This is a genomic window from Phycisphaerales bacterium (genome assembly GCA_040221175.1).
GTDB lineage: Bacteria > Planctomycetota > Phycisphaerae > Phycisphaerales > UBA1924 > JAHCJI01.
Map to the genome: position 1 here is coordinate 428,540 of JAVJVK010000001.1, position 21,953 is coordinate 450,492.

Annotated in this window: 21 protein-coding genes and 1 tRNA gene; 4 read left to right on the forward strand and 18 right to left on the reverse strand. The window is 67.4% G+C overall.

Annotation, left to right across the window (positions count from 1 at the left end; genetic code table 11):
* Nucleotides 1-90 precede the first annotated feature (90 nt).
* Nucleotides 91-164: transfer RNA gene (locus RIE32_01780), tRNA-His, on the forward strand.
* 39 nt (nucleotides 165-203) lie between these two features.
* Here RIE32_01780 and RIE32_01785 read toward each other — a convergent pair.
* From RIE32_01785 to RIE32_01835, 11 genes are all read right to left on the reverse strand, one after another.
* Nucleotides 204-1,070 (reverse strand): fructosamine kinase family protein, encoded by an 867-nt coding sequence (locus RIE32_01785; GenBank protein ID MEQ9094974.1) that lies wholly within the window; start codon nucleotides 1,068-1,070, stop codon nucleotides 204-206.
* A 37-nt stretch (nucleotides 1,071-1,107) separates the two neighbouring features.
* Nucleotides 1,108-1,779 carry a response regulator gene (locus RIE32_01790; protein MEQ9094975.1) on the reverse strand — a complete coding sequence of 224 codons (672 nt, stop codon included), beginning with the start codon at nucleotides 1,777-1,779 and terminating at the stop codon, nucleotides 1,108-1,110.
* Nucleotides 1,780-1,920: 141 nt separating this feature from the next.
* On the reverse strand, nucleotides 1,921-2,256 hold the full coding sequence (locus RIE32_01795; protein ID MEQ9094976.1) for a PilZ domain-containing protein: 336 nt from the start codon (nucleotides 2,254-2,256) through the stop codon (nucleotides 1,921-1,923).
* Nucleotides 2,257-2,370: 114 nt separating this feature from the next.
* The gene (locus RIE32_01800) at nucleotides 2,371-5,055 is read right to left on the reverse strand and encodes a DNA gyrase subunit B (GenBank protein ID MEQ9094977.1); all 2,685 of its coding nucleotides are present in this window, start codon (nucleotides 5,053-5,055) and stop codon (nucleotides 2,371-2,373) included.
* Between the two features lie 176 nt (nucleotides 5,056-5,231).
* Nucleotides 5,232-6,473, reverse strand: coding sequence for a L,D-transpeptidase family protein (locus tag RIE32_01805; GenBank protein MEQ9094978.1), 1,242 nt, complete (start codon nucleotides 6,471-6,473; stop codon nucleotides 5,232-5,234).
* 65 nt (nucleotides 6,474-6,538) lie between these two features.
* Entirely contained in the window at nucleotides 6,539-7,207 is a 669-nt protein-coding gene (locus RIE32_01810) for a 5-formyltetrahydrofolate cyclo-ligase (GenBank protein MEQ9094979.1), read from the reverse strand.
* Nucleotides 7,208-7,628: 421 nt separating this feature from the next.
* Nucleotides 7,629-9,311: a S26 family signal peptidase gene (locus tag RIE32_01815; GenBank protein ID MEQ9094980.1), complete on the reverse strand. Its 1,683-nt coding sequence runs from the start codon at nucleotides 9,309-9,311 to the stop codon at nucleotides 7,629-7,631.
* A 33-nt stretch (nucleotides 9,312-9,344) separates the two neighbouring features.
* The gene (gene ricT / locus RIE32_01820) at nucleotides 9,345-10,652 is read right to left on the reverse strand and encodes a regulatory iron-sulfur-containing complex subunit RicT (protein ID MEQ9094981.1); all 1,308 of its coding nucleotides are present in this window, start codon (nucleotides 10,650-10,652) and stop codon (nucleotides 9,345-9,347) included.
* A 79-nt stretch (nucleotides 10,653-10,731) separates the two neighbouring features.
* Nucleotides 10,732-11,091: a hypothetical protein gene (locus RIE32_01825; GenBank protein MEQ9094982.1), complete on the reverse strand. Its 360-nt coding sequence runs from the start codon at nucleotides 11,089-11,091 to the stop codon at nucleotides 10,732-10,734.
* Nucleotides 11,088-11,426, reverse strand: a complete 339-nt coding sequence (locus RIE32_01830; protein MEQ9094983.1) for a hypothetical protein — start codon at nucleotides 11,424-11,426, stop codon at nucleotides 11,088-11,090. Before RIE32_01830 ends, RIE32_01825 begins: the two co-directional genes overlap by 4 nt.
* Before the next feature lie 25 nt (nucleotides 11,427-11,451).
* Nucleotides 11,452-11,718, reverse strand: coding sequence for a hypothetical protein (locus RIE32_01835; protein MEQ9094984.1), 267 nt, complete (start codon nucleotides 11,716-11,718; stop codon nucleotides 11,452-11,454).
* 136 nt (nucleotides 11,719-11,854) lie between these two features.
* Here RIE32_01835 and RIE32_01840 point away from each other — a divergent pair, with 136 nt between their 5' ends.
* Entirely contained in the window at nucleotides 11,855-12,313 is a 459-nt protein-coding gene (locus tag RIE32_01840) for a hypothetical protein (GenBank protein ID MEQ9094985.1), read from the forward strand.
* On the opposite strand, the gene RIE32_01845 is transcribed toward RIE32_01840, so the two are convergent.
* The 5 genes from RIE32_01845 to RIE32_01865 form a co-directional block, all read right to left on the reverse strand.
* Nucleotides 12,310-12,765: a cupin domain-containing protein gene (locus tag RIE32_01845; protein MEQ9094986.1), complete on the reverse strand. Its 456-nt coding sequence runs from the start codon at nucleotides 12,763-12,765 to the stop codon at nucleotides 12,310-12,312. The two genes, RIE32_01840 and RIE32_01845, sit on opposite strands and share 4 nt — an antisense overlap.
* A 112-nt stretch (nucleotides 12,766-12,877) precedes the next feature.
* Entirely contained in the window at nucleotides 12,878-13,678 is an 801-nt protein-coding gene (locus RIE32_01850) for a TIGR00266 family protein (GenBank protein MEQ9094987.1), read from the reverse strand.
* A gap of 142 nt (nucleotides 13,679-13,820) precedes the next feature.
* Nucleotides 13,821-14,537, reverse strand: coding sequence for a hypothetical protein (locus RIE32_01855; protein ID MEQ9094988.1), 717 nt, complete (start codon nucleotides 14,535-14,537; stop codon nucleotides 13,821-13,823).
* A 254-nt stretch (nucleotides 14,538-14,791) separates the two neighbouring features.
* A complete protein-coding gene (locus RIE32_01860) occupies nucleotides 14,792-17,737 on the reverse strand; it encodes a pentapeptide repeat-containing protein (protein MEQ9094989.1) in 2,946 nt (981 codons plus the stop codon).
* 259 nt (nucleotides 17,738-17,996) lie between these two features.
* Nucleotides 17,997-18,266, reverse strand: coding sequence for a hypothetical protein (locus RIE32_01865; GenBank protein MEQ9094990.1), 270 nt, complete (start codon nucleotides 18,264-18,266; stop codon nucleotides 17,997-17,999).
* Between the two features lie 195 nt (nucleotides 18,267-18,461).
* Here RIE32_01865 and RIE32_01870 point away from each other — a divergent pair, with 195 nt between their 5' ends.
* Complete coding sequence (locus RIE32_01870; protein MEQ9094991.1) at nucleotides 18,462-18,857, forward strand: hypothetical protein; 396 nt, start codon at nucleotides 18,462-18,464, stop codon at nucleotides 18,855-18,857.
* An 870-nt stretch (nucleotides 18,858-19,727) separates the two neighbouring features.
* Here the strand turns inward: RIE32_01870 and RIE32_01875 are convergent.
* Nucleotides 19,728-20,135, reverse strand: coding sequence for a VOC family protein (locus RIE32_01875; GenBank protein MEQ9094992.1), 408 nt, complete (start codon nucleotides 20,133-20,135; stop codon nucleotides 19,728-19,730).
* Nucleotides 20,136-20,177: 42 nt separating this feature from the next.
* Complete coding sequence (locus RIE32_01880; protein MEQ9094993.1) at nucleotides 20,178-21,266, reverse strand: formate/nitrite transporter family protein; 1,089 nt, start codon at nucleotides 21,264-21,266, stop codon at nucleotides 20,178-20,180.
* Between RIE32_01880 and RIE32_01885 the strand changes: the two genes are divergently transcribed.
* A complete protein-coding gene (locus RIE32_01885) occupies nucleotides 21,265-21,939 on the forward strand; it encodes an NAD(P)H-binding protein (protein ID MEQ9094994.1) in 675 nt (224 codons plus the stop codon). The two genes, RIE32_01880 and RIE32_01885, sit on opposite strands and share 2 nt — an antisense overlap.
* Nucleotides 21,940-21,953: the final 14 nt, after the last annotated feature.

The window sequence follows — 21,953 nt, forward strand, 5'->3', positions numbered from 1 at the left end:
GGCCACGACCGATCCGCACTTGCCACGGGCCAGCAGCGTGCTAGCGTTACCGCTCGGCGGGCCCGGCATGGGCCCTCCGTCCGTCAGACGGTGGCTGTAGCTCAGTTGGTTAGAGCACCAGGTTGTGGTCCTGGGGGTCGCGGGTTCGAATCCCGTCAGTCACCCTTTCCCGTCCAGATCCTTGCCAGACTCGGTGGGGCGTCTCAGGTTGCCATCGCGCGTTCCATGGCGCTGACGGCCTGGCGGCCATAACCGCCGCCGAAGAGAATCGCGTGGACCAGCAGCGGGTAAGCTCGGTACATCCCCTGCCGACGCTCGAAGAAACCCGGCTGGATCGGGCGCAGCTCGTGGTATCGCTCAAAGAACGGGCGACCAACGCAGCCAAACAGGCCCATGAAGGCAAGTTCGATCTCGCGGTCCGCGTAGTAAATGGCAGGATCGATAAGCCCGGTGATGCGGCCGCGATCGCTCAGCACGTTTCCCGACCAGAGGTCTCCGTGGATGAGCGCGGGCGGCTCATCGGCGGCGAGGAATCGGGACGGCTCTCGCTCCAGGGCGTCGGACAGGCGGTGTGCGACTTCCGCACCGCCGGGGGGCAGGGCAGACCGCTGCTCTGCAAGCGTGGCGAAGTGCACCAGCCGATGGCGCCCGAAGAAGCGAGCCCAACTCTGTTCAGCCGGGTTGGGCTGGGTCAGTGGCCCGATGAGTGTGTCCCGCTGGTAACCAAAGGACTGGCCCTGCACCCCGTGCGCTTCGGCGAGGAGTTCGGCCAGGTGCCGCTGGGCGGTCGCATCAGCGCCCGTTGAACCGTGAAGTCGTTCCATGACCAGCAGGTCGCGTTCGGCGTGCCACACGGTTGGGATGGGCAGGGCCGTCAGCCGGTGCAGGTCTTCGAGCATCGCCGCCTCGATGCGGAGATCGCTGGAGCCATCGCCGATCTTGGCGACGAACTCGCCCATGCCCTGAGCCAAGCCGCCCACGACGCGGGCGATGCAGCCGCCCTGGAGCTCGCGCACGTTGGTCACCGGGGTGGACAGGGCGCTCTGGAGGTTGTCTTCGATGGAAGCCACGCCGCATTGTCGGCGCGTCGCCCGTTGAGGGAAAGACTCAGGCCGCGCGGACCATCTTGCACATGCTCGTGAGGGTGTTAATCGCTTCCTGGGCGCTCTCGATGGAACCGCCTTCGGCGTCGAGCATGGAAAGGACGCGGCCCGCGGCGTCGGCGACCGAGGCGTGGCCCAGCAGCGGACCCGTGCCACGGATGCGGGCGCAGATGTACCGCAGGTTCTTCTCATCGCCAGACTTGCATGCGGTGGCGATCTCGTCGGCGAACTTTGCCAGGTCTTGGGCAAACAGATCGGCCAGGGCCTTCAGCGATGGATCGGTCTCTTGTTGGGTCGAGGCAGCCGGCAGATCGTCTCCCGCGCCACGGCCGAGGAGGATGAACTCGGCCAGGGCTCGCAGCAGAGCGGCCTTCGTAATCGGCTTGCGCACCATCGCGCTGACGCGAGAGCCGCGGATGGTTTCTCTGCTCGGCTCGGACAGGTCGCCGGCGAGGGCAATGACGGGCACGGCATAGCCGGCGGACCGAATCCCGCGAACAGCTTCGCAGGCGGTGGCGACGTCCTTATCAAAATCGCAGAGGATGGCGTCGACCGGTTCGGCCAGGGCGCCGATCACCTCGTCGTATCCCTGCACGTGGATCATGCGGATCGACGTATCCGAGAGGTAGGCTTCGACCAGCTTCCGGTCGATGTCGTTGGCCGTGACCAGCAGCACGCGACCTTCGAGCTTGCTTGCTTCGACGGTTTCCAGAGAGAAGTTGTCACCCAGCGGATCGAGCCGGACAAAGTCGTTGACGTCGATCTCCTTCTCGAACCGAAGCCCTACATCGTGAATGCGTCCGGTTACGTGACGACACTAAACGACGGTGGCATTGATCCACATCGGCCCGTCGGAATGGTGCTCGAGTCTGACGCGGCACTTGGTTCCGACGTGCATGTACGAACTGTGCACGAGGCTCAGGCCACCCCGCGAGAGGTTCCGGCAGGCCACGCAGAACTGCACGCTGCCACCGCTGGGCTGGAAGATCTCGACCTCGACGGCATGCAGGCGAAAGCTCACTCGAGCGTGCGTGCGGCGCGTGCGACCACCCTCGCCCGCCTCGTCGAGTTGGTCCATGATGACGCTCAGCTGTTCGGCCGAGAGGTTGAGCGTGTTGTGTCGGCCAGAGGGGCCGGGCGATCGCGTGCCCATTCGCATCTCCCACGGATCCTGGGTCTCTTCCGGAGATGTATCGGATCATCGCGTGGGCGACTTTCGTCGGGCAGAGCCGAGAATTGCGCAAGACGTGCGATATCGGACCGAGGCCTAGACGTCCAGGTTCTTGGCTTCCAAGGCGTGCTCTTCGATGAACTTGCGGCGAGGCTCGACCTGCTCGCCCATGAGCGTGGTGAACAGGGTCTCGGCCTTGGCGGCCTGGTCCATGGTGACCCGCATGAGCGTGCGGACCTCCGGATCCATCGTGGTCTCCCACAGCTGATCGGCGTCCATCTCACCAAGGCCCTTGAACCGCTTGACCTCGATACCCTTGCGTCCGATATCGTGCAGCGCCGGCACGATCGAGGCAAGGTTCGGGGCTTCGGCGATGCGCACCTTGGCGGCTTCTTCGCCGTCGGACTTGCCCGGCTGGGCAACTTCCCACGCGAATCGTGCCGGCAGTTTCTCGCCGGTCACGGCCTCTTCCTGCCGCAGGTCCCAGTCGGCAACGTCCAGCCCGAGATCGCTGAGCTGGTTGAAGATCGAATCCAGCTCACGATTTTCGTGGAGCTCACGGATGGTCGCCACCGGGCGCGCCGTCATGGCACTCTCGGGAACAATGCTTGACGCCGCGTCGGTCTGCGACTGGCCGTTGTCTGCGACGCTGCCGCTCTCAGCGGACTCGGGATCTTCGGACTCTTCGAGCCGAAGGTCGTTCTTTTCGACGATCGCCAGGGCTTCTTCCTCGCTCCAGGCCCACTCGGCCCCGCCCCGCCAAGCCACCCGGTGGGTTGGCAGGCCACCGGCGCCGGGTGCCGCCTGGTGCCGAGAGCCAATGAGGTCGACGAATTTCACGCCGCGCCGCTCGGCCACGACGCTCAATTCGCCGAGACGTTCCAGCAGCTTCACGGCCTTGACGACGTCGTCGCCTTCGATGCGTCGCTCCAGGGGCGCCTCGCCGCTCGGGGGCAGGTCGCCCTCCTCGAAGGTCTTGCGGACGAGCAGGCTTGCGTTCTGGATGGCCTCGGCGGTGAGCATGTTGCTCAGCTCGCGCTCGTTGATGACGTAGCGGTGGTTCTTCCCGCGCGAAATCTGGAACAGCGGCGGCTGGGCCACGAAGATGCGGCCGCGCCGGATCAACTCGGGCATCTGACGGAAGAAGAACGTGAGCAGCAGCGTGCGGATATGGCTGCCGTCCACGTCGGCGTCGGTCATGATGACGATGCGGCCGTAGCGAAGCTTGCTGTGGTCGAAGTCCGGACCGATGCCGCACTTGAGGGCGGCGACCATGGTGCGGATTTCCTCGAAGCCCAGTACCTTGTCGATGCGCGCCTTCTCGACGTTGAGGATCTTGCCCTTGAGCGGCAGCACGGCCTGAGTCTCGACGTCTCGGCACTGCTTGGCGCTGCCGCCGGCCGAGTCGCCCTCCACCAGGTACAGTTCGCTTCGCTCGACGTCCTTGGTCTTGCAGTCGCTCAGCTTGTGCGGCATCGAGCCCGAATCCAGGGCGCTCTTGCGGCGCGTGAGCTCGCGGGCCTTGCGGGCGGCCTCGCGAGCCTGGGCCGCCATGATGCCTTTCATGCACACTCGCTTGGCTTCGGCGGGGTGCTCTTCGAGCCAGGTGCCCAGCGCCTCGCCCACGGCCTGTGCGACAAAGGGCTCGATCTCGGGGTTGAGCAGCTTTTCCTTGGGCTGATTGTTGAAGGCCGGGTCGGGAAGCTTCACCGAGACGATGGCGATGAGCCCCTCGCGCAGGTCGTCGCCGCTGGGGGTTGGGTCCTTCTCGCGAATGATGCCGACCTTGCGGGCGTAGTTGTTGAGCGTGCGTGTGAGGGCGACCTTGAAGCCCTGGCCGTGCGTGCCGCCGTCGACGTTGTTGATGTTGTTGGCGAAGGTCAGCAGCGTTTCGTTGTACCCGTCGTGGTACTGCAGAGCGACCTCGCAGACCATCGACTTCTCTTCGTCGTCCTTGCGAATGTGCACGGGCACGCACACGGCGGTCTTGCCGCTCATCAGGTGCTGGACGTAGGCGAGCAGTCCCTCTTCGGCCTTGAAGATCTCGTCTCGCGGCTTGCCGTCGGCGCCCACGCGCTCGTCGCGCAGGCGGATGACGACGCCCGGATTAAGGAACGCCAGTTCCCGCAGTCGGTTTGCGAGGGTGTCGTAGCTGAATTCGGTGACCGGGAAGATGTCGGCGTCGGGGGTGAACGTCACGCTCGTGCCCGTCGTGCGCGTGCTGCTCTCGGGCACCTTGCCCACGACGCGGAGCGGTTCGGCCACGTGGCCGCGCGAGAAGGTCATGCTGTGGACCTGCCCATCGCGATAGACCTCGACCTCCAGCATGCTCGAGAGGGCGTTGACGCAGCTCACGCCCACGCCGTGCAGGCCGCCGCTGACCTTGTACGCGCTGCCCTCCTGGCCGAACTTGCCGCCCGCGTGGAGCTTGGTCATGACGACCTCGACGGCGCTCTTGCCGTTGAGAGCGGGGTCGTCGTTCTTGACCGGATCGACCGGAATGCCGCGGCCATCATCGACCACGCGGATGGAGCCGTCGGCCTGGATGGTGACCTGAACGATGGTCGCGTAGCCGGCCATGGCTTCATCGATGGAGTTGTCGACGACTTCGTAGACCAGGTGATGCAGGGCGCCCACGCCGGTGCCGCCGATGTACATGCCCGGCCGCTTTCGGACGGCCTCGAGGCCTTCGAGCACGCTGATCTGCTCGGCTCCGTAGTTGCCCTTCTTGGAGGCGTTGGCGTCGGTGGTCGGGGGGGTGGGGGCGTCGTCTTGGGCCATAGGTCCTCGCGGCGTGGCGGGGGGTCCGGTGAGCCCGGAAGAACCCCGAAAATGCTGGCCCTCATTATAGGATGGAACCGCGATTCCAGCCGGATTTACGGGCCCGAAATGGCCCCGCCGCGAGACGAAAAAACCCGGGCGCGGGCCCGGGCTGGGTGAGTCGGTTGGAAAGAGCCTTATTCGACGATGTGGACCTGGCTGATGTCTTCGGTCAGCAGTTCGTAGACCAGTGCGACGTCGTCGGGCAGCATGCGGACGCAGCCCATGGACATCTCCTTGCCGATGCTGCCCGGGTCGATGGTGCCGTGGATGCCATAGCCGCTGTACGTCTCGGCCTGGCCCAGGCCTCGCAGGCCGATCCAATGGTCGCCGATGGGGTTCTCGGGGTCGCTGGCGGCGAACTCTTCGCCCGTGCGAGGGTTGCGCCAGAAGGGGTCGATGAGTTTGCTGTGGCGGCGGACGGTAAAGGCGCCCACGGGCGTGCCGTCGTACTCGCCCAGCCCGACGGGGAAGGAGCGGACGAACACCCATTGATCCGTCTCGCCGGGAGGACCAACGTACACGTCCATGCGGAATGCGGTCTTACTCACTACTGCGTGGAACGGGCCGCGGACGAGCTTGAGCTTCTGGCCCTTGTAGATGTTGTTCGGGTTGCTCATACGGTTGACGCGCTGGATGAGCAGGTACTCGGTGGCCACGCCTTCGCGCTGGGCGATCTTGGCCAGCGAATCCCCGCCCTGCACCTCGTACACGGTCGAGAACGGGTCTCCGGGGTACACGCGGGGAGAGAAGATCAGGTCCTCGTTGAGAGCCTGCATCTGCGACCGGATGGTCGCGCGGTCGCTCGCCGAGGCGCGCTCGCTCATGAGCGCTTGGTTGTAGAGCTCTCGCGCGGCGACGGGGTCGTTGGCCTTCACCGCTTGCTCGGCTCGCTGCATCAGCGTGGCTACGGCGGCGCTGGGACTGACGACGGTCGAAGGGCCGGGCGTCACGGTCTCGGTCTGCGTGGGCGTGGCCAATACGCCGCTGGCCTGCCGGGGCTCGGCCGGCTGGGTGGCGGGCGACTGTGTGGACGGCGTTGCCACGGAACGGCCCTGGGGCTGCTCGATCTGCTCACGCTGCGGAGGCGGCGCGGCGCTCACGAGTCGGCTCTCGGCCTGTGCCGGCTCGGGGCGCGAGGTTGTCCTCGACGCCGTCGGCTCGGTCGCGCCGCGGGCCAACTCGGCTCCAGCGATCGATTCGTCCGCCTGCGAGGCTTCGGGGCCGGGCTTGAAGGCCCAGACCAGCCCGCCGCCGATCGCAATGACCACGATGGCGGCGATCAACTTGCGTCCGCCGCCGCCCCCCCCGCGCCCACGACGCGAACGGCCACGCGTGGCTCCGCCGAATCCGATTCCGCCTTGCGATGGCAGCGACATGCGACCTCCCTGCGTGCTGCGTGGGGGCTTCGTGCCCGCCACCGATCCGAACAGTTCGTTCCAGGTTATTGCGGCCCCCGGCGGGCCTCGGCTTCGAGCACCGCGGCGATCCGCGGGCCGTTGAACTCCAGCAGACGTCGCTCGGTGGCCAGGGCGTCCAGCCTGGCGTCGTGCGGCTCGGTTGGCACCCGCGAGGCTAGTTGGGCCTCGAATCCGAACCCCAGCGACAGCCCCGTGCGGCGCTTGTCGGCCAGCAGCCGATCGTAGAACCCTGCGCCGCGTCCGAGGCGGAATCCGCGAAGATCAAAGGCCATGGCGGGCACGAGGATGACGTCGATCGTGTCCAGGGGCACGCCCGGCGCCGACGGGGCCGGTTCGGGCACACCAAGGTTTCCTTCGACGACGTCGGACATCGGGTCGGCGATCAAGGCCGGCGTGATGGTGCGGGTGTCCCACTCCACGCGGGGGCCGGCAACCTCGACGCCAGCCTCGAGCAAGCGCTCGATCAGGGCGCCCGTGCCGGCTTCGCCCGACATGGAGAGGTACACCATGACACGCGTTGCGCTGGCCATGGGAGCCCACGCCAGTACGCGTTCGGCCAGAGCCTTTTCCTTCGTGCGCGCTTCGGCGGGCGCCATGCTCTCCATGGCGTGGCGCATCTTCTTCCGCAACGCGGATTTCTCGAGCGACAACTCGTTGCCGGCGTCGGGCTTGCGTGTGGGCTCGTCGCGCATGCGGTGGATCGTCGCAGAGGGATCAGAGTTGGACGCCGGGGCAATGGTGCTCACACCAAGCCTATCGGAACAGTACACGGGGTGACTGAAGCATCTCTTGGACGTGCCACGCAAAGTTCGCGACGGTCGCAAGCGACGCAAACCGCGTCGAGACGACAGGAACCGACGCGTTATGCACGAGGTTGCTGGAGAGAGACCGCCAACGAAAGACCCCCGGCAGGCTCCTCCGCCCGTCGGGGGTCCATCCCATCCCGTCTTGGCCCGTGGGCCGCAGGGTGGCTCTCTCTCCGCGGTTCAAACGGTAGCAGGCAAAATCCACGCAAATCGCGGTGGATTGCGTGAATTGGTCAAATATTCACAACGATCGATGCCATGTGAAGCTGGGTAAGACCGGTGCCGGGGGCCCGACGTCAGCGGTCGGCTACCAGATGAACCGCAGCCGACCAAACCCCGGCACTGGAACGGGCCCGGCACGCTCGACGGCGGGAAAGTACACAAAGAATGCACGACCGAGCATGAGCTCGCTCGGAACGATGCCAGCGGGGGCGCCGAGTGGGGAAACCCATGGGCTCGGGGCCCCCAGCAGCCGGCTGTCCTGGCTGCTGGCCGAGTTGTCGCCGCACACGAAGAACTGGCCTTGATCCAGCACGGCGAGGTCGAGGGCGGGATGGCTGCCGCGGACGGGGAGTTGGCTGTCGCCGCGGGTGGTCTGATAATAGAGGTCGCGATCGAGCCCCAGCCGGTGGAGCTTCACCGGGCCCACCAGCGCGATAGCCGGCCGAGCCGATCGGTAGGCCGACGGCGGAGGCACGATCGGCGCGCGGGCGTCGAGCGGCTGGTTCGTGGCCAGTTCGAAGCGTTCCATGGGCCCCCAGTCATAGGTGGCGTAGGCCACGCGCTTGCCGCCAACGAACAGCCACAGGGCCTGGTCGACGTGCCAGAACTCGACGTCGGTAACCTGGCCCGCCGGCAGTTGGCGGACTTGCGCTTCGTCGAGCAGTTCCCACGCAGAATCGTCGGCTTCCAGCGGCCGCATCTCGATGCGGGCGGTTCCATCGACGAGCAAGGCCCGGAACGCGTGCTCGCGCGCGTCGATGCGGATCGCAAGGCGTTCAAGGCTCTGGTCGACCGGCTCGACGCCCATGCGGATTCGTATATCGCCCACGCCGAAGGTGGGGGGCACCAGCGGTCGCAGGGTGTCGCCCGCGCGGCGGTATCGCTCGTTATACGGGTAGTAATCGACGATGGGCCAGGCCTCGGTGTTCCACTCCAGGCGGGTCGTACCAGGCAGGGTGTGCTCGGGCGTGGGGGTATCCAGGCCTTCCCAGCCCGGCAGGGCCCGTCCCTCGGGCGAGACGGGCACCCACGGCGGGTTGTACCAGTCGTATCCGTCGCGGATGGGCGCCACCGGTGCGCGGGCGGTGTCGTGCACGGTCATCCACACGGCGCGCTGGGCGTGCTCGGGCTTGCGGGCGATGGACCAGCCGTCCATGGCCCACGTGCCCCCGGGCTGGTCGAGGTCTTCGTCGCCGGGGGCGACCAGCACGCCGTTGCGCTCGGGCAACGGCCGGGTGAAGACGTCGCCGTCGACGATGGCCAGCTGCTCGCCGGGCAGGCCGGTTAATCGCTTGATGTAGTTGACCGTGGGCTCGGTGGGGTTCTTGAAGACCACCACGTCGAAGCGTTTGGGCTCGAACAGCAGGGGCAGGTACTTCAGCACCAGGATGCGATCGCCGGCACGGAGTCGCTCGACCTCCGTGTCGATCTGGTAGGCCTGGCTTCGCGCGGCACTGACGCCCTGATCGACCAGCGCGGGCGGGTTGCTGGCGGTCATCGGGTCGTGCACGGTGTAGCGGCTGACGGCCTGGTTGCCGTCGGTCCAGGGCCCGACCTGCCATCGGGCGCCGGTCTGATCGCTCACGATCTCGACGTGCTGGCCCAGAAGGGTGGGGGCCATCGACCCCGTGGGGATCACGAAGGCCTCGATGACGAAGGCGCGGAAGATGAACGCCATCGCGAAGGCGATGATGATGCTGCTGAAGGTCTCGCGGATGGAGAACTTGCCGGTTTCCTTGTCGGCGGGCCTGGCCCGGGTGTCTGCCATGGCCGGAGGGTAGGTGGAACGCCCGCCCGGGGCTCAGTCGTCTGTGGAAGGGCCCGATCGTCCAGCGGGGCCACCCTCGCCGCCGCCGGGCTTCTTTCGCTGGCGCTTGCGTCGCTTCTTCTTACGCGGGGCGCCGTCCGCTTGCGGCGCTTCGGGCGAATCGCTCCGTGGCGGCGCGGCTTCCGGCGAGCCGGTGGGCTTCTTCTTGCGACGTCGCTTCTTTTTCTTCCGCACGGGAGCGTCGGTGTCGGCCCGGTCTGTGGCGTCGGGCGAGCGGGCGGGCCGCTGCTGTGCGGCGGCCCGGGCGGCGGGATCGGGCGCCTCGCTCGGGTCGATCAGTTCCTCAAGCGGGACGGCGATCTCACGGCCGTCGAATTCGAGCTTCACGAGCACGAGCTGGGTCAGGATCTGCGTATCCATGACCAGCCCCACGCCCTCGGTGGTGCCCACGCGGGTCTTGCGATGCGGCAGACGGGCGGCAAGTTCTCGATAGCTCTCGTCCTCATAGCGCAGGCAGCACATGAGCCGGCCGCAGCGGCCGGAGATCTTGAGCGGGTCGAGCGTGGCCTTCTGCTGCTTGGCGGCGCGCATCGGCACGGGCTTCAAGACCTTCAGGAAGTTCTTGCAGCAGCAGTGCTGGCCGCATCGCTCGTAGTCGGCGGTCAGGCGCGCCTCGTCGCGGGCGCCGACGGGGCGGACCTCGACGCGGGCGCCGTCTGGGGCTTCCTTCTGGAGCGCGTCGCGCAGGTCGCCGGCCTGCAGGCGCGGGTCCCGGCCGCGATGGTTGTGGTTGCCGCCCTTCTGCTGGCCGGGCGGGCCCTCGCCTGCTTCGGCCAGGTAGTAGTACGTCAGCGTCTCGCCTCCCAGGATGCCCTCGGCCTGGACGATGCGGATGCCCACGCCGATCTCGTCGGCCACGGTGCGCGCGCGGAGCTTGAGCTCGTGGGCCGATTGCTCGAGTTTGGCCTGGGCGTCCATGTCCTCACGCGTGGCGACGCGGAGGATGCGGCCCTTGTCGTAGAAGGGGTAGTCGCGACCGCCCGAGTGCTCGATGTACTCGAGCATTTCCTTGCGGCTGATGCTCTTGCCGCAGCCGCTGTTGGGGCAGGTGCTGGTGAGCATCTCGCCCATCTCGGTGCCGCGGAAGGTGCGCGCCACGAGCTTGCTGCCGCAGCCGGGCGTGACGTCGAGCGTGTAGCGGAACTCGCCGATGAGCTTCATGGCCCCGAAGCGGCAGACGACCGTCTTGGGCGGCGTGAGCTTTTCACGCGCCAGGCGGTCCTGCTCGTCGGTGTACTCGGCGAGGTCCTTCTCGAATTGTGGAAGCGGCACGATGGGCATCGGGAGACGGTCGCTCCATGTCACGCGAGCGCGGGCGTGCGGCCTCCTGAGAGAAGAAGCCGCGAAGGAGCGTTGAAGACTACCTGCCCCCGCCGCCGGCCGCGGCTCGGGCCTGGGTGAATACCTGGGCGAGGTCCTCGCTGCGCTGGAAGACCAGCGAGCGGCCGTTCTCGACGCGATAGACCATGAGCCGTTCGGCGCGCTGGTCGAGCACGTAGAGCAGTTCTTCGCTCGAACTCTGGCCCTGGGTGGTCATGGCCGCGTATCCGCCGCCAACGACGGCCATCTCGGCCAGCGCCGCGGCGGGCGACACGGGCGAAGACTGTCCGGCGCGGCCCGCCTGGAGCAGCACGAGGGCCGCCAGCACGAGCGCGCTGGCGAGCAGCGGGAAGACGCCCGGGCGCGAGGCCGCAGCATCGGTGTTGGTGCGCGTGTTCATCGGCGACCTCCTTGCTGCGTGCCGGCCTGCGCGTCCTCGCGCAGGTTGCGGAAGCCGATGCCCTCGAACGCCTGGCGCGACTGGTCCCACTTGAGCGTGACCATTTCCTGGTTGGACGTGTCGATGACGTGCACGCCGCTGCTGGGCGAGCCGGTCATCTGGCCGCCCAGCAGCAGGTACTCGCCGCGCGGGCGCTGGGCCTGCTGGGCGGTTGCGGCGGGGGCGAGCGTTACGACGCCCAGGGCCAGCAGGAGGCCGGCGTTGACGGCAAGCAGCGCGACGCGCGGGTCGGCAAGCCGGGCCGGGCGCAACGGACGGGTGCGGGTGGATTGCATGGGAACTCCCTGGTGCGGGGTTGGTTCAGTCCTGGTGGCCGCGCTTGGCGGGGATCACCGTGGCCGCCACGATGCCGATGACCACGACGCCGGCGACCAGGAAGTTGGTGATGACCGGGGGCTTGGCCGGCTGGGTCGGGCGCGGCGGCCGCAGGGCCTCGCCCTGGGTCTGGCTGGCGGCCTGGGCGCTCGCCGCCTGGGGAACGGCCAGCGTGAGCGAACCGGCGAGCACGGCGGCGGCCAGGCCCGTGCGGAGCTGGTTGCGAAGAAGGTTGGCATGCGGTCGGGTCATCGGGCGGGCTCCCTGGTGGGTGTCCTCGTGGTCGGCCTGGTGGGTGTCCAAGGGGCAGTACCGCGGCACGGCCCGGATCGTTGCAGAGTGTACGGGGCCCGGGCGGCCGGGGATGCCTCTGAAGGTATCATCTGCGATGCGCACCGTGTCCCGCTCCCGCCGCGTCCTGTTCACCCCTCTGGCCCTTGCGGCGCTGCTTCTCCTGGGCGGGCTCACCGGCTGCACGGGTCCGGGTTCGACCGGCCACGCGGGTCAGCAGCGGCCGGTCACGGCCGGCGTTGCGCCCGAGTCCCTGGTCGGCCGGTGGCGCATCGACCTGCGCCCCACGCCCGATGCCGAGCCCTACGAGCAGGAACTCGTGGTCGATTCGGTGGCGGGGGGCCGCTTTACCGGCACGTTCTACGGCTCGCCGGTGCGCGAGGCCAGGCTCAACGGCGACTGGGGCGCGCTGCGGTTCTCGTTCGTGACCGAGGACGGCTCGGGCCCGTACCTGCACGCGGGCGTGCTGCGCGATGGCCGGCTCGAGGGCATGTCCAACGCCACCGGCCGCGACTTCCTCATGGTCTGGCGCGGCCGCCGAGCGGGCGGGCCCTAAGCCACGCTCATGCCGTGGCGTTCGATGAGGCTCACCAGGCGCACCGGGTCGATGTTCGCCCCGCCGGGGAAGGCCGCGTCGCACGCCTCGAAGAAGCGCTCCAGCCCGCCGGGAGCGGTGTGGACCAGGGCGGTCACCGGTCGATCCGTGCGGTTGGCGAAGCCGTGGATGACGCGGCGCGGGCCGTGGGCGGCCTGGCCGGGGCCGACCGTGACGGGGATCGAGCCCACGGTGATCTCCAGTTCGCCCTCGAGCACGAAGAAGGTCTCGTCCTCGAACCAGTGCACGTGGGGCGGGTTGGTGAACCCCGGCGGCACGGTGATGCGGAACGAGCTGCACGCCCCCTGGGTCTCTTGGGCGCTCAGGAGAATCTCGGTGGCAACGCCCATGACGTTCAGGGCGCGCCTGGACGACCCGTTGGTGGAATCGGCGGACGCTTCGGCGGTGACCATGGCGCGACGGCCTCCATGCCGGCCCGGGTCGGTCGCCGGCGGCCGGAACCCCCCGGCGCGCGGGTCCCTCCCGTCGGCGCAGCATGGATGATGCGCCGGCCGCACCGCGCCGTCAACTCCCCCCGATCAGGTCCCCCAGCCCGCCCAGCACGCTGCCCTCGCCCTTGCGGCTGCCGCCCTGCGATGGCGCGGCGGCGATGACGCGGTCGGCCAGGCGGCTGAAGGGCAGGGTCTGCAGCCACACCGTGCCCGGCCCGGTGAGGCTGGCGTAGAAGAGCCCCTCGCCGCCGAAGATCTTGTTGCGGATGCCCTTGACGAACTCGATGGTGTAGTCGACGCTGCTGTCCAGCGCCACCAGGCAGCCCGTGTCGACGCGGAGCTTCTCGCCGGGCGCGAGCTCTTTGACCAGCGTGGTGCCGCCGGCGTGCAGGAAGCACTGGCCGCGGCCGGTGTCGCTGGAGAGCTTCTGCATGATGAAGCCCTCGCCACCGAAGAAGCCCACGCCGATGCGCCGCTGGAAGGCGATGTCGACGTTGATGCCTCGGGCGGCGCACAGGAAGGCGTCCTTCTGGCAGATGAGCCTTCCCCCGTGGTCGCCCAGCTCGATGGGCACGACGTGGCCGGGATACGGCGCGGCGAACGCGCAGTCGCGCCGCTGGCTGCCGTGGTTATGGAAGTAGGTAATGAAGAAGCTCTCGCCCGTGACGGTGCGCTTGCCGGCCTCGAAGAGCTTGCCCAGCAGCCCGCCGCCTTCCTTCATCGAGAGCTGGGTGGCCATCTCGATGTCGGGCTCGAGGTACATCATCGCCCCGGCCTCGGCGACCATGGCCTCGCCGGGGTCGAGGGTGACGATGACGGCCTGCATGTCGTCGCCGATGATGGTGTAGTCGATGATGTCCGGGTCTGTTGGCATGGGGTCCTCCTGCGGGCGTTGTTGGGAGGGTACACGGGTGGTTTTCGGGAGGCACGGCAGGCCGGAGCGTCGATGCCAACGACAACGCCCGGGCCTTTGCAAGCCCGGGCGCCATCGACTCGTGGGGGTTTGGTTGGAGCGCTTATCCCGCGCTCTTTTGGTCCTCGGCCTTCACCGGCACGATGCTGCCGGCGGTGATCTGGGTCTGCGGGCTGCCCTGGGTGCCGAAGCTGAAGCTCACGGCGTTGCTCCACGGGCTGACGGCGCCGGTGCTGAGCTGGGCGCTGACGCGGTACTCGACCTGCGAGAGGCCAACCGGCACGCCCTGGTCCTCGAAGGTCTTGTCGGTGAGCACGCCCACCACGGTCCACGGGCCGGTGGCGCCCGCCAGCGTGGTGTCGCGACGCTGGAGCTGGTACTGGGCCCCGCCGCCGCTGACCACGGTGAAGCTGCCGCGGATGAAGCCCGCTCCGGTCTGGACGAGCTCGCCGAAGACCGGCGCGGGCGGCGCCTCGCGGCCGCTGGGGTCCTTGGGCGCGGGGATCTGGGCGAGCACCCAGACGTTGGGGTCCCTGGTGGCCTTGGCGAAGGCGTCGATGGTGTCGATGTCGCCGCCGATGACCGCCTGCAGGGTCGCCATGGCGTTGTCCTTGGCTTCAGTCGCCGCCTTGCTCGCATCACGCGCCGCCAGGGCCGCGGCGTAGGCCGCCTCTGCGGCGTCAACGGCATCGCTCGTTTCCTGCAACTGCAAACTTGACAACCCGATCACGGGGGGCCCTGCCTGCCCGCCGCTCCAGATGGTGTAGTGCTGGCGGGCGAAGGCGATGTACGCCTGTTCCGTTGTTGGGGTCCTGCTCATCTCGATGCTCCCAGGTGGGTTGACCGGTCGGTCAAAGATTCGCGACCCGGCCGCCGGCCCCGTGCCGATCGTGCCGCCCGCAGGGGGTGTATCGAGCGGATTGGAAGGGCACTTCACTCCGTGAGTGAGGTTTGGGGTGAAAAAGTGGGGGTGGCGGGGGAAATCGGACCTGGGGGGGCGTGAGGGGGGTTTTTATTGGGCCACGTGGATCATGATCCGCTAGAGCAAGGAGGCAGCGGGCATCCACGTTCCAGCTATCGATAGAGGCCCGACGGCGACAAGTCGAAGATCGCCGCAATGACGAAGGGCCAGAGGATCCAACTAAACACGGTCACGGTCTTCGCGAGCAAGTCAAAGGTGAATTGACGGCTGAACCAATTTGAGTCGCTTCGTTGCCAGTCTTTCTTCCACATCGCCATCAATGGCCGGTCGCTAGCCCGCAATTCACGGCCAACGAGCGAAACCGGTGGCACAACATGTCGTATCGCGAGGAAGGCCCGGTCGGCCACTAGCCATGGCATGCGACTCTTGCCTCGGGTGTCAGTGTCAAGAGACTCCTTATTCTCGGCCGCGTCGCGCGAAAGATTGAAGACTAGAAAGAGGCCGAAGAACATGAAGATAAGCGTCCAAAACATCCTCCCCAATGCTGTGCCATACCCATAGAAGGCGAGGATCGGGTGCCACCACGCGTGGTCCTTCCTCTCCTCGTGCGCCAGGTACACGCTGTGAGATTCTGGCACGAGTCCGTCGCGCCGAAGCGCTTGCTCGACGGTCCTGTAGTTGTCGCGCATGCGCTCGTCCTTGGGCATGCGCTCGAGCAATGGCATGAACCGCTCCCTGTCGTGGGAGCTGTTGACGATCGCGATCCGGCCGAAGGAGCTGTCGACGAGGTTGATCGCACTATCGCCACCAGGGGGCAACGCCCATTCCAGGAGCGACGCGTTCGATCGCCGGATCTCGATCGCGCCGCTCGCCTCTCCACCGGGGAGGAACAATTCGCCGGCCCTTCCGCCCTCCATCTTGAACTCGTCGAAATCTTGTTTGGAGAGATCGATGACGCCCTGGCCGCGAATGCCATTTGCAACGATCGAACCAAGAGTCCCTCGCCGGACGCGCAGCCGACCTTCCAGTCGCATGTCGGTCAAGTCGACGAGGCCAAGTGTGGCACCCGATATGGTCACGTCGTTCGCGAACTGCCCGTCCGTGAGCTCGACGATCCAGCGGCTCGGTGGCTCGTCGCAATCGGCCTGAGGCATGGCGTCGAGTCGCACCCGATCTTCGAGCGCCGCTGAAGCCATGCTGATGCGCGTCTCGCGTGAGCGATTGAGCTTCAGATCGACCGGGCCCGATACGCGTGCCCCATCCAAGGTGATGGTGAGGGCCTGTTCTTCCTCGGGCTTCGTCGAGTCCAACACTGTTAAGCGAACACCGATGATTGCTTGCTGCAGTTGCACCGAATCGGGAAGCCCGGATCCCAACAAGACATCGTCTGCCAGCAGTTGGGGTGCGATCAGTGCTTCAACTCTCGACAGCTTGAGGCCAATGAGTGTGCCGAGCTTCGCACGTCGCAGCACGATCTCTTTCGCTTGGATCGCCGCGAGCCTGGCTTCTCCGATGTCCGCGTTGCTTGCATCCAGAGTGGTGCACTTCAGTGCGATGGCTGTAGAAGAGTTGTTGCCGTCGGGATTGACCTGCAAGAGTTCAAGGGATGCGTCTTGCAGCAGCACAGCGCCCGCTGCGTCTACCTTCATGATGTTTGCCTCGAACGCGTTCGCCCGGGTCATGTTGAGGCTATGCCCGTCTCCGTTCCTTCCGATCACCGCGTCACGGATGAAGAAGTCTCGATCCAACCGAGCATTGCTGATGTTGACGCCGCGCGCCACTCGGATCCCTTCTATGGACATCCGCTGGGCCGTGTTCACGGGCGCGTGGACTCCCCCCTCAACATCAGTGTTGCGCATCACCATTGCGCCGCTCACGCGATTCCCAAAGGCGCTAAGCGTGCCTCCCACAAAGTCGCGCACTTGATCAGAGCTAAAGCCGTTGCCCGTGGGAATGTTCGCGATATTGGCCTGCAGAGTGCGCAGGTCGATCATGGGGCGATCGGCCCTCGGGACAACGCCGATGGTCAGATCACCTCCAACCTGGTTCGCGAGGATTATGCAATGGCCCTCCACCAAGCAGTTCTCGATCCTGAGGTCGCCGTCGATCGAACCGTTCGTCATCGCTAGCGAGGCGGACTCCCGGCCCGGGTTCGCCGGGAGCAATAAAGTCAGATCGCGGCTGCGGATCCGATGCATCACCTTGTCACGGTTGGTTACACCCAGGATGCGGACGCTTTGCAGACGCGCCGTTCCGCACTCAAACCACAACATCGAGAGCGAACCCTCGACGGTAAGTGGCCCGAGACGGATCTCGGTCCCGACGCTAATGTCGTCGAGCACAACAGTCTGGCCTTCGAGCGATTCCGAAGGGCTGGCTCCAAGAGCTTGATGGTGCGCCGGCGATTTGCGGACGACAACCCCAGTGATCACCAACTGTCCGCCGATCTCGGCACCGGAGGCCAGGATTGGTCCGGTGTGCGTGTGGTCGCGTGTCGCGTCCGATGAGCCGCTCAATTGGCGCGTATTCAGCGAGACGCCTCGTATCTGGACATAGCCTGACGTGCGTAGATTGGTAAGGTCAAGAAAGCCCTCATTGAGCAGGGCGAAGATCGTCAGGTTCCCGTTGATCGAGCACGAGCGGAGGTCGAGGCCAGAGATAGCCTCGTCCAGATTGGCGTCGGCGTTGTTTGCCTCCGGCCATCGCACCTCGCAGTACTCGAACCCGACGCGATCGGAGAACGTTGTGCCATGGAACGAGACGCCCTGCTTGAACTCGCAGTTGCGGAAGTACACGCGGCCGAGTTGGCACGATATGAACTCGACAGGCTCGGTGAAGACACAGTCATTGAAGATGATGTCAGCGGGGTGCTCCAAGCCGCCAAACCTGATGGATTCCGTCACGCGGCGCTTGGCTCCCACCTCGTGGGCTCGGACCCAGGTCATCGTGTTGGGCCGCCTCAGCATTTCCCGGACGCTCAAGTCGGGATCCGCGGCGGCCTGCCATGCCGAGGCTGAATGTCCCGTAGTGGCAACGCAGCCGGAGAGAAAGACTGCGAGCGACACGCAGATGGCTAGGACCACCTCTTGTCGGAACATGCGACCCCCGATGCGTACGAGATTAGGCGGACTCAGGTGCGCATTGCGCCACCTTTGCATGAGAGCGTAAACCGAGGAGCGCCCACGCAGAACCCGCGTTTAATTTAGGCAACATGGGAGGACGAAGGAGCGCACTGCCACACTGCGTTCGCCTAATGAACGGCGTTGCGATGCGTGCCCGCCGGCTGCCCGCAAGTCGTAGTGTCGGATAGCTCGGGTCCGATCACAAAAACCGCCCTGGCGCCCCCAAGAAGCGTTCCTACCCGTGTCGGAGGAGTTCTTGACGCTGCAAGAGCTCCTCTTGACGCGTCAAGAACTCCTCCCGACGCTGCAAGAACTCCTCCCGACGCGTCAAGAACTGCTCCTGACGCGTCAAGAGCTCCTCCTGACGCTGCAAGAACTGCTCCTGACACGTCAAGAACTGCTCCTGACGCTGCACGAACTCCTCCTGACACGTCAAGAGCTTCTCCTGACGCGTCAGGAGCCCCTCCCGACGCGTCAGGAGTTCCTCTCCGCACGCCCGGGGCACGCCCCATGGCGGGGCGCGGCGGGTCGCGTTGGGGCGGGGGCGCTGGCCGGGTTGACACGCCGCGGCGCGGCGCGAGAATCGCGCGGAGGGCCGGTGGCTGGATGAGCCCGGCCCGACGGACACCCCCCGGAGGAATCGCACCCCCACCCAGCCCACAAGGACCCAATCCCCACCCAATCCAGAAGGAGGCCCGCCATGCGCATCGCCAGCACCGACATCCCCGTTCGCATCGACGCGCCCGGCGCCACGGCGCGGCAGCAGACCGGCTTCGGCGACGTCAGCGGCTACACCACCATGGGGGCCGAACGCTTCAGCTTCGACGCGGGGGCGGACATCACGGCGCTGCTCGAGGGCCTCGATGGCGACTGCTGCCACTGCCCGCACTGGGGCTACGTGATCAAGGGCGCCATCACGGCCATGTACACCGAGGGTGAGCTCAAGGGAACCGAAGAAACGTGCCGCCAGGGCGACATCTTCTACTGGCCCCCCGGTCACAGCGTGCGGGCCGAGGAAGACACCGACATCGTCATGTTCAGCCCAGAGCACGAGCACGGCCAGGTGATGGACCACATCCAGGAGAAGCTGGGCTAGGCGCGCGGTGCGCCGTGCTTGGGGGGTGCACGGTGGGTTGGGCGCGCCGTGCTTTCTGTGTGCACGGTGGCTTGGGCGCACCGTGCTTTGGCGGTGCGCCGAAGGTCGACGCCCCGGCGGAGCGCCCCTCAAGACAGGGTCGCTGCGCCGGGGCTCGCTCAATGTTGGTGTTCTTGAGGCGCTCGCGTTGCTCGCTTGACGGGCTGCGCCCGGGCGGCCGCCTCGCCTCCGCATGCGCTTTCGCTCGAAGACTCGCTCGGCGGATGCTGCGGCGCCATCGTGCTGTGAGAAGTGCACGGTGTGTTGGGCGCCCCGTGCTTTGGCGGTGCGCCGATGTTCGACGCCCCGGCGGAGCGCCCCTGAAGACAGGGTCGCTGCGCCGGGGCTCGCTCAATGTTGGTGTTCTTGAGGCGCTCGCTTCGCTCGCTTGCGGGCTAACGCCCGGGCGGCCGGGGGGCCGCCTCGCCTCCGCATGCGCTGCGCTCGCGGACTCGCTGCGCGGATGCTGCGGCGCGGGGGCAGGGCGCGCGTGGGCGTGCACGGTGGGTTGGAAGCGCCGTGCTTCAACGGTGCGCGGTGGCGCCGGAGCATCCGCCGAGCCGGTCTGCCGGCGACAGCGCATGCGCAGGCGAGGCCCGCCAGGGCCCGGCCGAAGGCCGCCAAGCGAGCAACGCGAGCGCCTCAAGAACCCCCATTTTGGTCGAGCCGAAGCGCAGCGGACCGTCTTGTCTGGTGGGGGGCGGGCCGCTCCGCGCAGGCGTCACCCGTCGGCGCACCTGCGAAGCCAACGCACACGCCCCACCGTGCACCCCCGACGCGCAACGCCCCCCGCGCCGGGCGCAGCCCGCGCCCGGCCCCGCTGGCGAAGCGTCAAGTTGAACTCTTCTGGTAGATCATCACCAGGTTCCCGCACGTGTCGTCAAGGGTCGCCATGATCGTGCCGGCCATCTCCGCCGGCTCGCCCCTGAACGCAACGCCCAGCTTCTTCAGGCGCTCGTACTCGGCCTTGCAGTCGTCGACCTCGAAGGCGGTGATGGGGATGCCCTCGGCGACCAGCGCGGCCTTGTAGGCCTTGGTTGCCGGGTGCTCGCCGGCGGGTTCGAGCATGAGTTCGGTGGGGCTCGCCTCGTCGGCATCCTCGGGGCTGACGACGGTGAGGAAGCGGGCCTCGCCGCCCATCGGGATGTCCTGCTTCTTGACGAAGCCGAGCTTTTCCGTGTAGAACCGCAGGGCGTGGTCCTGGTCGCTGACCGGGACGCTCTCGAGCTTGATGCGCATGGCGTGGTCCCCCAAGGCGTACGCGTACGCGTACGCGGGACGCTAGGGCCTCGATGCGTCGCCGTCCTCGCCCTTGCGCGTGTGGCGGATCGAGCCGTAGTTCAGCAGGGCCACGAAGATCGACCCGCCCAGGAGGTTGCCCACGATGGCGATGGCCAGCGAGCCCACGGCGTGGCCGAGCGAGAGGTCGGCGCCGGTGAACGCGGCGGCCAGCACCTCGGCCGTGCCCGCGATCGAGTGGTGCAGCCCGCCCAGGCCGATGAGGAACGTGACGAAGTAGATCAGCAGCACGGTCGCCGGACCGGGTGGCGTGCTGAGCACCAGCCAGCCGCCCAGGGCCATGAGCCAGCCCGCCAGTACCGCGCTGGCCAGCGTCGCGGCCGCGGTGGGCTTCAGGAAATGCTCGGCCGCCCACGCGTAGCCCGGGGCGGCGCCGGTCACGCCCTCGGCCGCGGCCAGCAGCAGCGCCCCCAGCAGGCAGCCGAGCATGTTGCCCAGCAGCACCGTGCCCCACAGGCGGCCGAGGGCGCGGGCCCGCAGCCGCTTGTCGAGCACGGGGTAGACCGCCAGGGCCGTGTGCTCGGTGAAGAGCTGCGTGCCGCTCATGAGGCACAGGACGAAGCCCAGCGGGTAGACCAGCGCGACCAGCACGGTGCGCAGCATCGCGGGCTGGACCGATTCGGTGGCGGTCGCCAGCACGCCCACGGCCAGGGCGGTGAAGGCCATGGTGCCGCCCGCGCCGATCGAGGACAGCAAGAGCGAGAGCCAGCGGCGGTCGGCCTGCTCGACGCCTTCCTCGATGGCCAGTTGCAGCGTGTCGTCGGGGTGGCGCAGGGCGATGTCGGTGCGCTTGAGGATGACCGGCTGGTAGTCGCGGTCCTCGCTGGAGCGCCGCGTCTGGCGGATCGTGTCGGGGGCGGTGTCGGGGGTGGGGCCAGTTCGGCCGTCTTGATCAGGTGGGTCGGCGATGCGGCACCCCTTTCGGGCAATCCGGCGGGCAATCCGATGGGCAATCCAAGGCGCGCTGGGATGCCCGCGCGCGCATGAAACTTTCTTCGCGCAGGAAACGCACGCCCGCGGTGGCCCTAGGAAGCCTCCGGAGGCACACGCCCGAGAAAGGAAGGTTCGCATGCGCACGCTCGTCATCGGGGCCAACGGGGATACGGGGTTCAAGGTTGTTCAGCAGCTCAAGGCCGGCGGACGGCACGAGCCGGTGGCGATGATCCGCGACGAGGGCCAGCAGCCCCGCTTCGCCGGGGCGGGCGTCGAGACCGTCATGGGCGACCTGCTGCATCCGATCGATGACGCGATGCAGGGCTGCGAGGCGGTCGTCTTTGCCGCGGGCTCGGGCGGCAAGACCGGCAAGGACATGACGGTGCTGATCGACCAGCTGGGCGCCATCCGCGCGGCCGTGGCGGCGCTCAATGCGGGCGCGAAGCGCTTCGTGCTGCTCAGCGGCCTGAACACCGACCGCGACGCGACGCAGGACCCCATCCCGCACTGGCGGCGGGCCAAGGGCCGGGCCGACGACTTCGTGCGCACGATGCCCGAGGCCTTCGATGGCAAGGGCCTCAACTACACCATCGTCTGCCCGGGCGCGCTGCACGACGACGACGAGGAGCCCACGGGCGTCAAGCTCGTCTCACCCGACGGCAAGGGCCTGAGCAAGCCGCGCACCAGCCGGGCCAACACGGCGGCGGTGATGGTGGCCAGCCTGGACGAGGACGCGGCCACGCGGCAGACCATCGGGGTGATCGATGGGGATGCGCAGGCGGGTGCGGCGGTCAGGAACTGGAAGGGCTGAGTTCGTCGGGCCGG